This window comes from Cyclobacterium roseum (genome assembly GCF_010119225.1).
GTDB classification, from domain to species: domain Bacteria; phylum Bacteroidota; class Bacteroidia; order Cytophagales; family Cyclobacteriaceae; genus Cyclobacterium; species Cyclobacterium roseum.
On sequence record NZ_WNKF01000005.1, the window covers coordinates 330,103 to 338,854 of the forward strand.

Annotated in this window: 11 protein-coding genes and 1 CRISPR repeat array; all 11 genes read left to right on the forward strand. The window is 43.2% G+C overall.

The genetic code is table 11. The features are described 5' to 3' along the window. Positions 1-19: 19 nt before the first annotated feature. The 11 genes from GJQ68_RS10055 to cas2 all read left to right on the forward strand — a co-directional run bounded on the left by GJQ68_RS10055 (position 20) and on the right by cas2 (position 6,791). Entirely contained in the window at positions 20-1,429 is a 1,410-nt protein-coding gene (locus GJQ68_RS10055; protein ID WP_162417153.1) for a hypothetical protein, read from the forward strand. Between the two features lie 191 nt (positions 1,430-1,620). Next, the gene (locus GJQ68_RS10060; RefSeq protein WP_162417154.1) at positions 1,621-1,845 is read left to right on the forward strand and encodes a DUF2191 domain-containing protein; all 225 of its coding nucleotides are present in this window, start codon (positions 1,621-1,623) and stop codon (positions 1,843-1,845) included. Then, positions 1,832-2,209, forward strand: coding sequence for a PIN domain-containing protein (locus GJQ68_RS10065; protein ID WP_162417155.1), 378 nt, complete (start codon positions 1,832-1,834; stop codon positions 2,207-2,209). Before GJQ68_RS10060 ends, GJQ68_RS10065 begins: the two co-directional genes overlap by 14 nt. Positions 2,210-2,223: 14 nt before the next feature. Then, positions 2,224-2,727 carry a CRISPR-associated protein Cas4 gene (locus GJQ68_RS10070; RefSeq protein ID WP_162417156.1) on the forward strand — a complete coding sequence of 168 codons (504 nt, stop codon included), beginning with the start codon at positions 2,224-2,226 and terminating at the stop codon, positions 2,725-2,727. Between the two features lie 135 nt (positions 2,728-2,862). Then, positions 2,863-3,069 carry an IS1096 element passenger TnpR family protein gene (locus GJQ68_RS23665; RefSeq protein WP_162417157.1) on the forward strand — a complete coding sequence of 69 codons (207 nt, stop codon included), beginning with the start codon at positions 2,863-2,865 and terminating at the stop codon, positions 3,067-3,069. A gap of 82 nt (positions 3,070-3,151) precedes the next feature. Then, entirely contained in the window at positions 3,152-4,273 is a 1,122-nt protein-coding gene (locus GJQ68_RS10080; protein ID WP_162417158.1) for an AAA family ATPase, read from the forward strand. A 101-nt stretch (positions 4,274-4,374) separates the two neighbouring features. Further along, positions 4,375-4,821 (forward strand): Dna2/Cas4 domain-containing protein, encoded by a 447-nt coding sequence (locus tag GJQ68_RS10085; RefSeq protein WP_202927910.1) that lies wholly within the window; start codon positions 4,375-4,377, stop codon positions 4,819-4,821. Positions 4,822-4,841: 20 nt separating this feature from the next. Then, a complete protein-coding gene (locus GJQ68_RS10090; RefSeq protein ID WP_162417159.1) occupies positions 4,842-5,078 on the forward strand; it encodes a hypothetical protein in 237 nt (78 codons plus the stop codon). Beyond that, a complete protein-coding gene (locus tag GJQ68_RS10095; protein ID WP_162417176.1) occupies positions 5,078-5,443 on the forward strand; it encodes a type II toxin-antitoxin system VapC family toxin in 366 nt (121 codons plus the stop codon). Before GJQ68_RS10090 ends, GJQ68_RS10095 begins: the two co-directional genes overlap by 1 nt. Next, positions 5,440-6,444, forward strand: a complete 1,005-nt coding sequence (gene cas1b / locus GJQ68_RS10100) for a type I-B CRISPR-associated endonuclease Cas1b (protein ID WP_162417160.1) — start codon at positions 5,440-5,442, stop codon at positions 6,442-6,444. Before GJQ68_RS10095 ends, cas1b begins: the two co-directional genes overlap by 4 nt. Before the next feature lie 83 nt (positions 6,445-6,527). Then, on the forward strand, positions 6,528-6,791 hold the full coding sequence (gene cas2 / locus GJQ68_RS10105) for a CRISPR-associated endonuclease Cas2 (RefSeq protein ID WP_162417161.1): 264 nt from the start codon (positions 6,528-6,530) through the stop codon (positions 6,789-6,791). A gap of 212 nt (positions 6,792-7,003) precedes the next feature. Next, a CRISPR array of direct repeats spans positions 7,004-8,747; the repeat unit is 30 nt; unit sequence CCCTTAATCGCACCATACAGGAATTGAAAT. Positions 8,748-8,752: the final 5 nt, after the last annotated feature.

Consider the following 8,752-nt stretch of genomic DNA (forward strand, 5'->3'; position numbering starts at 1 on the left):
ATAAATAGGGTAAATTCCCATGTTCGACCAATTCTACCAACAATCCAGTGAGCAGCTAAAGCTGGCTTTCCTTGAGGAAGTGTTCCGAAAATACCCGGAGCTCAAAGAGGAATTCCTGGGTTTTTACTTGAAACCCTCGGGTAAAACCTTGAAAATGACCGTCCGCGACCCGGATGATTTTATTATGGCCAGTGCTGATCTCATCAGGGCGGACCTTGAATCTATGAATATCAATGAGCCTGATTGGCAGGAGTATACCCCCCCTCATAACGGGTATATCCCAGAGTATGAGGCCATGGAACACATGGCCGAAGGCGAGATCAGCAGGATCATTGGCATTCATGTAGCGGAGGTAGAAAGGTACTGTACCGAAAAACAGGTCGATCTGGCCTTCTTATACATGTTCAGCCTCCACCAGGCCTGCACAAAAGCCGAGCTCGACGATGAATACGAAACTTTGCCCGATCCGGTGAGCTCCATGCTCAATCAACTCGATCAGCACCTGCAGGATTGTGTCCCCCTGTTCAGTGTCCTACATGCTGCCGACGATCAACTGTTCACCATTGCTTCCGTGCTAATTGATCAGCATCAGAAATCCCCTTCGGATGATCATGAACTACTGCCCTTTTTCGAATCGTATCTTTATTTCCTCATTCACTCAGGGGCAGAGGCCAACATCCTACTTGACGTGCTAGAGCAAAAAGAGGCTATCGATGCCCTCCCCTGGCTGGTTTCTGAATTGCACCGAAAAGCTGGTGGCCTGAAAGCCTGGGAAAAAACCGCCCTGATTTTCTTTAAAAAAAACAGACAGGTAGCAAGCGCACTCTTGGACCATTACAAAACGGCTAACAAACAGGAGTTTGTACGCATAGCAAAAACGCTCTGGTCGGAAGGGCTTTTTCAGGAAGAATTTGCCAGCCGGTATTTCGACGTATTAGAGCCTTCTGACGATCCCAACTTGTACAAGCAGGTGACGATACGCTTGAACGAAAGAAAATTTTCGGAAAATTACTACCGGGTACTTCAGGAACTGATGGGAATGGAAGAACGGATGCGGTATATTGAAAAATTCCATTGGGATCGGCCGGCCTATGTTCTGGCACTTTGTATGGACGGGAAATACACCCAGGCAATAAATTATGCCCGGCAGCATGCCGACCGGTGGAATATTGTGGCAATAATGACTCCTTGCATTCAAAGCGACCCAAAGGCTGCTTTGAGCCTGTTGGATCAGAAAATACAGGAACTACTCATCGATGAACGCGGGAGGAATTTTTATGAAAGGATTGCCCAATTACTGAAAATAGCTGCGAGTACCCCCGGTATTCAGCAGGAGGCCGCGGACCTGGCAACAAAGATTTATTCCATTTACTCCAGATTAACCGCGCTTAGGGCTGAACTGAGGTCTGCGGGTTTGATCAACATGTAGGAAATCTTCGGCCCGCACAACGCTCCATTACCTTTGTAATAGGGCAGAAACCTGATTTAAGGTAAAAAAGTCGTAACCGATTAATTTGACAGCGACTTGAAAATAGAATAACCTATCGTATAGTATTTTCGTATTTTTCAATACTATATTGATGACGGATAAATAATTAAAATTCCAACGAATTGATTACTATGAAAGTGACTGCAATATTACCTGATGATATGATAGCGGATGTGAAAGCATTTACCGGAGGTAAAAACATCACCGACAGCCTGATAAAAGCACTGAATGACTGGCTGTACTTGAAAAGGATCGAAAAATTAAATGCTACCTTGTCCAAAAGCCCGGTCACTTTTCAGGAGGGCTACTCTGCAGAGAAGGTGAGAAATCGTAGCAACAGACATGATCGTTCCTGATACCAGTATCTGGATAGAATTCCTGAAGCAAAATGATCCGGTGACTGCCCGTTTTTTGACGTTACTGAAAGCCGGGAAGATAGCCGTTATTGAACCCATCTTTGCAGAGCTCCTCTACGGGGTCAAAAAACCAAAAGACAAAGAACTGGTACTTTCCTATTGGCAGATTTTGCCAAAACTGGATTTTGAGCGTGGTTCCATGTTACGGGCTTCTCATTTTGCCAACGACAATAATTTTCACAATCTAGGGATGGGCCTGATGGACGCTTCAATCATGCAACCAGTAATTAATAACGGTTATCAGTTGTGGACCTTGGACAAGAAGGTACTGAGTATCCTGGATGCCGCTCATAGGTTTGATTAGAAAGACTCCCCTTGATGATCACCGGTACCCATATCGCCTACCTTCACACCTGCCACCGCAAACTTTGGCTCTTTGCCCATGGCATACGGATGGAGCATACTTCGGATATCGTAGCCGAGGGTAAACTCATTGGTGAGACCAGCTATCCCGACCGGTCCAAAAAATACACCGAATTGGAACTCGATGGCATCAAAATCGACTTTTACGATGCAAAAAACAAAGTCATTCACGAAGTCAAGAAAACCGATAAAGTAGAACGGGCGCATATCGCCCAGGTAAAGTATTACCTGTATATGCTGTCAAAAAATGGAATCGAAGGGGCCAGTGCCTTACTTGAATACCCCAAAATGCGGCAAACTCAAATCGTGGAATGGGAAGAAGGAGATGAAGCTTTGGTAAGTACCTATATTCAAAAGGCTACCGCCATTATCAATCAGCCCCACTGTCCCGCGTTGGTTAGACTCCCCATTTGCGAAAAATGTAGCTACTATGATTTTTGCTATTCGGGAGAGGAGTGATGGTTGTTAACGGGGTGATCACAAATGGGATAAACTGCTAGTAACGGGATGTTTGCCAACAACCAATTTTCAATTAAGAACAATAGGGAAGAAGAAATAAAAAACCAATAAAAAAAATCATCAAAAAACCTATTGTTGTTTAAACTAAAAAAACATGTCAAAGGAATTTCCAAACCTCTTGTATGGCGCAGACTCTTTTTTCCAAATCATTATACATTCAGTCGCTTTCATGTAGTAATCCCAGCTGCATTTGGATGGGAGGATTATCGTTTATACCAATTTTCACCCATTCCAAACCCCAAATCAGTGTTGCGGACAAGGAATGAGAAGAGGAAGAAATGAAAAAATCCGAAAAATTCACTATTTCGCTATTGATTTTTTCATAACTTGCGTAACGTATATTACGTAACGTACATTACGAAATATGAGAAAGCCTGCCAATCCATTTGTCCTTAGCGGTTACCACAGTCCCGCCTATTTCTGCAACCGGAAAAGGGAGTTGGCCTGGTTGGAGGAACAATTTAGCAACGAACGTAACGCAGTGATTTATGCCTACCGCAGGATGGGCAAAACTGCCCTTATAAAGCAGTTTTTCTATTACCTGGAAAAAGAAAAAAGGGCCAAAACGGTGTTTGTGGACTTACTGGGCACGAGCAGCATGCAAGAAGCCAACAAAAAACTGGCAAATGCCATTCTTCAGCAGTTTGAAAACCTACATACCGGACTAGGCAAAAAAATGCTGGCCATGCTCAGTTCATTGGGCGCAACCATTAGTATGGATCCCATTAGTGGTGCACCTCAGATTTCCCTTGGATTGGTTCAGGCCTCCGAGGCAGAACGCTCCATGGAAGCCATTGGCATCTTTCTTAAAGAGCTAAAACAGCCCGTGGTTGTCGCTATTGACGAATTTCAACAAATCACTTCTTATACCAGGCAAAATGCCGAAGCGATTTTCCGGTCCTGGACGCAAGAATTTCCCATGATACGTTTTATTTTCAGTGGCAGTCATCGGCATATGATGCAAACCATGTTTACCGACCATGGACGCCCTTTTTATAATAGTGCGCAGGTCTGGTCCTTGGAGTCCATAGACAAGACGGACTATGCTGTATTTATCCGGGCATTTTTCAAAAAAGTAAACCTCGAAATCAGTAAACCGCTGCTGGATGACATCTTTGCCTGGTGTCGCATGCAAACCTATTATGTACAGCTTATCTGCAACAAACTCTATGGCAGAAAGCAGGTCATTGGCGAGAAACTACTTTCGGAGGTGAAGCAGGAAATTATACAACAGGAAGCACCGCTTTTTGGCACCTACCAGCAATTGTTAACTGATTTACAGTGGAGGACCCTGAAAGCCATCGCCTTACAAGAAATCGTACCTTCCCCCACGGCTCAGGAATTCATTGCCAAAAATAACCTTGGTGCTGCCAGTTCAGTAAGTACAGCCCTTCAGTTACTGGTAAAAAAAGAGTTTGTTGTTTATCAAAACGATCATTACCGCCTTCACGACACCTTATTAATGAGGTGGCTACAGCAACTTTAATATGCCTGATTCAGCGCAATAATTGAATACCACCGGCACTCATATCGCCTACCTCCACACCTTGCTACCGCAAACTTTGGCTCTTTGCCCATGGCATACGGATGGCGCATACCTTGGATATCGTGGCCGAGGGTAGCCTTATTGGAGAGACCAGCTATCCCGACCGGTCCAAGAAATACACCGAATTGGAACTGGAGGACATCAAAATCGACTTTTACGATGCTAAAAACAAAGTCATTCACGAGGTCAAGAAAACCGATAAAGAAGAACAGGCGCATATCGCCCAGGTAAAGTATTACCTGTATATGCTGTCAAAAAATGGAATCGAAGGGGCCAGCGCACTACTCGAATACCCCAAAATGCGGCAGACTCAAATTGTGGAATGGGAAGAAGGAGATCAATCGCTGGTGCAAGGTTGGGTACAGGAAGTGAAAGAGCTTATTTCCCAAGAAAACTGTCCCTCTTTGGAGAAAAAAAGCATCTGCCGCTCCTGCAGCTATTTTGACTTCTGTTATGCAACCGAAAGTACCGATAATGATTTAATTTAGTATATTGAGACAAAAAAAGAATGGAAACGAAGATCACTATCAGCACGACAGATCAAAACCTCGTACACCAAATATTGGATTTGATCAAAGGTGAACAGGCGACCTATCAATTGGAAACGACTGAACAAAAAAGCAATGAAAAATTGGTTGATGTCATGGATCAAATAGCAGCAAACTCCCCGATTACAAGCATCACAGATCCACGCTCGTGGCAAAAAGAAGTACGAAAAGATAAAAATCTATTGGGCAGGGATTGATGTACTTATTGGATAGTAACATATTGATCTATTCCCTGCTTCCAGAACAACAAAAACTACGGAATTTTCTGAGGCAAAAGCAACCTGTTTGTTCTATTGTGAGTAAAATTGAAGTCTTGGGCTATCATAAATTAACCGATGGGGAAAAAGCAGCACTTATAAAATTATTTGCCAACATCCAGGTATTGCCATTAACTTCTGAAATTGGGGACACTGCGATTATATTAAGGCAAACAAAAAAAATGAGCCTAGGTGATTCCATTATAGCAGCAACTGCCCTGATCCATCAGGCTAAGCTCCTCACCGTAAACACCAAAGATTTTGAATGGATCGAAAATCTGATTTTTAGCAATCCGATAAATTGAAAAAAACCTACTACCTCTTCAACCCAGGGCGGCTCAGTCGAAAGGACTTTACATTGAAATTCACTCCGATAGATGAGTCGGGAAAAGAAGGCACACCCAAGTACATCCCTGTGGAGGGTGTCTCGGACCTGTATTGCTTTGGCAGCCTGGATGCCAATTCGGCCTTGTATAATTTTCTGGGAAAAGCGGGCATCAGCGTGCATTTTTTTGATTATTACGAGCATTACACGGGCAGTTTTCAGCCAAAAGAATACCTGCTGGCCGGAAAAATGCAGATCCAACAAACCATGCACTATTCCCAATTGGAGAGTAGATTGAAAATCGCCAAAAAATTTGTGGAGGGAGCCGCCTTTAACATAAGCAAAAACCTGAAGTACTACCTAAACCGGGGCAAAGACCTGGAAGACTCCCTGAACAAAATTTCCCAGTTCGGTATGCTTATAGATGCCTCCGGGGATATTCCAGCTTTGATGGGGGTAGAGGGCAATATCCGGCAGGAATATTACCGGGCCTTTGACCTGATCCTGAAAGACCATGCCATGGAAGGCCGAAGCAAGCAGCCGCCCATGAATGAGGTAAACGCTCTGATTTCCTTTGGTAATATGATGTGTTATACGCTTTGCCTGGATCAAATTTACCATACCCAGTTGAATCCCACGATCAGTTTTCTACACGAACCCGGGTACAGAAGGTACTCGCTGGCCCTGGACCTGGCAGAGATATTCAAGCCCATATTGGTGGATCGCACCATTTTCAGGGTATTAAACAAAAGGGAAGTCAAGTCCAAGGACTTTGATTTTCATGTCAATAAGGTCATTTTGAAGGAAAGCGGCAAAAAAGCCTTTATCCGGGCGTTTGAAGAACGGCTGAACGAAACCATCAAACACAGAACCTTGAAAAAACAAGTTAGTTACAAACATTTGGTGAAGCTGGAGTGCTACAAACTGAGCAAGCATTTGCTGGGAATGGAAACGTATCAGCCATTTAAAGTTTGGTGGTGAGCAATCTTGTTGAGAAGTAGCCAAATAGGGGGATGGGATTGCATTCCATCTTGGATGAACGAATCACACATTAACTAATTAGCATGTACATCATTTTGGTTTACGACATCGGCGAAAAGCGTGTTGGAAAGATGCTTAAGCTCTGCCGGCAATACTTGAATTGGATCCAGAACTCCGTGTTTGAAGGCGAAATCACAGAGGTAAAGTTGAAAGAACTTATCAGTCGGGCCAGGTTGTTTATGAAGGAAGAAGACGACAGTTTAATTATCTTTAAGAGCCGGGAGCAGAAGTGGTTGGAAAAGGAAATCATCGGCCAGGACAAAAACGACCTGGACACGTTTATTTAGGGTTTTGGTTGTCGATCGATGGATCAACGTGAATTTTTTACGGCATACCCCGCTACCAGGGCCATCAAAATCCGGGATGCAAGCTTTGAGGCGGGTTGTCGAAGGCAGGGAGAAATCCGGTTATTGGATACCGACAATCTCCGTGCAAAAAACCAAAGACAAAAGCCTTTATTTTACAGGAATTTGGCCTATTTTTGTTTTCAGGCCGACGGCCCTTAATCGCACCATACAGGAATTGAAATTGGAAGGGGATAATAAAAATGTAGCTGATTACCGGGCCCTTAATCGCACCATACAGGAATTGAAATACGTTATGCGCTTAAATGACATGGTAAAATATTACACCCTTAATCGCACCATACAGGAATTGAAATAGACGAGGGGATATAATAGAGGGACATTTTTACCTGCCCTTAATCGCACCATACAGGAATTGAAATTAAAAACGCATGTACTGAAAATGGTGAATGGTCTTTCCCTTAATCGCACCATACAGGAATTGAAATGAGAAGCAGCGGTATTTAAGGGAAATATCTACATGCCCTTAATCGCACCATACAGGAATTGAAATATCTTCGTAAATAGCTGTAAGCGGAAAAGAATCGGTCCCTTAATCGCACCATACAGGAATTGAAATATCTATATTCCAGATAACAACGGCAATTAACCAGGTCCCTTAATCGCACCATACAGGAATTGAAATTCTCTTCCGCTTTCTTTTGCATTTCTGCGGAAAGATCCCTTAATCGCACCATACAGGAATTGAAATTTTCGGATTGGCAGTATTTAGCAGATATTGTGATGCCCTTAATCGCACCATACAGGAATTGAAATTCTTGATAGAAGCGATTACCACGTTTTCAACAACATTCCCTTAATCGCACCATACAGGAATTGAAATGGAAATGGTAAGTTCTGGATTGAACGCCCGGCACCTGCCCTTAATCGCACCATACAGGAATTGAAATCCGCTATCTATTGCAGTTGACTGACTTCTGTTTATCCCTTAATCGCACCATACAGGAATTGAAATACCGGGATAGTTAGGAGCCTGCTTTAGTTGATCGTACCCTTAATCGCACCATACAGGAATTGAAATTTTCGGGCCAACTATCGCCGCCCATTTTTCAAACCCCTTAATCGCACCATACAGGAATTGAAATTATTTTAGATTTACAGTTCAGGAATGGCAAAATGGACCCTTAATCGCACCATACAGGAATTGAAATGCAGGGTCTCCTGGCTTGTCCATGCCGCCCCCAATACCCTTAATCGCACCATACAGGAATTGAAATACTACTAAAATGGGTTTGTTATTAATCAAACCTCCTTCCCTTAATCGCACCATACAGGAATTGAAATAAAAACGAAACTACAGGAGTTTATCTTGACACAGAACCCTTAATCGCACCATACAGGAATTGAAATTGTTCTTGGAGCCGTGCCTAATGCTGCGGTTTTGTCCCCTTAATCGCACCATACAGGAATTGAAATGTTCAATAGATCCAGATTCCCTTAGATCGGAAAGGACCCTTAATCGCACCATACAGGAATTGAAATAACAAATCAATCACCGAATTATCAGCATGGGATTTACCCTTAATCGCACCATACAGGAATTGAAATAAGCCTTTTAGCTTTTTGCGTTACATCGTTTGTGATTCCCTTAATCGCACCATACAGGAATTGAAATACCTTAGAGGGGCCGACCTTTACGGGGCCGACCTTACCCTTAATCGCACCATACAGGAATTGAAATAAATCAAGCAGTCTTTTACGTCCTGGGTAATATGGTCCCCTTAATCGCACCATACAGGAATTGAAATATTACTCGTTTAATAACAGCTAATTTTGACCTAACCCTTAATCGCACCATACAGGAATTGAAATAGTCTAGCAATGCTAAAGCAATGCTAAAGCAAAACTCCCTTAATCGCACCATACAGGAATTGAAATTACAC

What these genes read in the sequence shown, in the direction of transcription:
- GJQ68_RS10055 (WP_162417153.1), top strand. Translation starts at nt 20, where the DNA reads ATGTTCGACCAATTCTACCAACAATCCAGTGAGCAGCTAAAGCTGGCT.
- GJQ68_RS10060 (WP_162417154.1), top strand. Translation starts at nt 1,621, where the DNA reads ATGAAAGTGACTGCAATATTACCTGATGATATGATAGCGGATGTGAAA.
- GJQ68_RS10065 (WP_162417155.1), top strand. Translation starts at nt 1,832, where the DNA reads ATGATCGTTCCTGATACCAGTATCTGGATAGAATTCCTGAAGCAAAAT.
- GJQ68_RS10070 (WP_162417156.1), top strand. Translation starts at nt 2,224, where the DNA reads ATGATCACCGGTACCCATATCGCCTACCTTCACACCTGCCACCGCAAA.
- GJQ68_RS10080 (WP_162417158.1), top strand. Translation starts at nt 3,152, where the DNA reads ATGAGAAAGCCTGCCAATCCATTTGTCCTTAGCGGTTACCACAGTCCC.
- GJQ68_RS10085 (WP_202927910.1), top strand. Translation starts at nt 4,375, where the DNA reads ATGGCGCATACCTTGGATATCGTGGCCGAGGGTAGCCTTATTGGAGAG.
- GJQ68_RS10090 (WP_162417159.1), top strand. Translation starts at nt 4,842, where the DNA reads ATGGAAACGAAGATCACTATCAGCACGACAGATCAAAACCTCGTACAC.
- GJQ68_RS10095 (WP_162417176.1), top strand. Translation starts at nt 5,078, where the DNA reads ATGTACTTATTGGATAGTAACATATTGATCTATTCCCTGCTTCCAGAA.
- cas2 (WP_162417161.1), top strand. Translation starts at nt 6,528, where the DNA reads ATGTACATCATTTTGGTTTACGACATCGGCGAAAAGCGTGTTGGAAAG.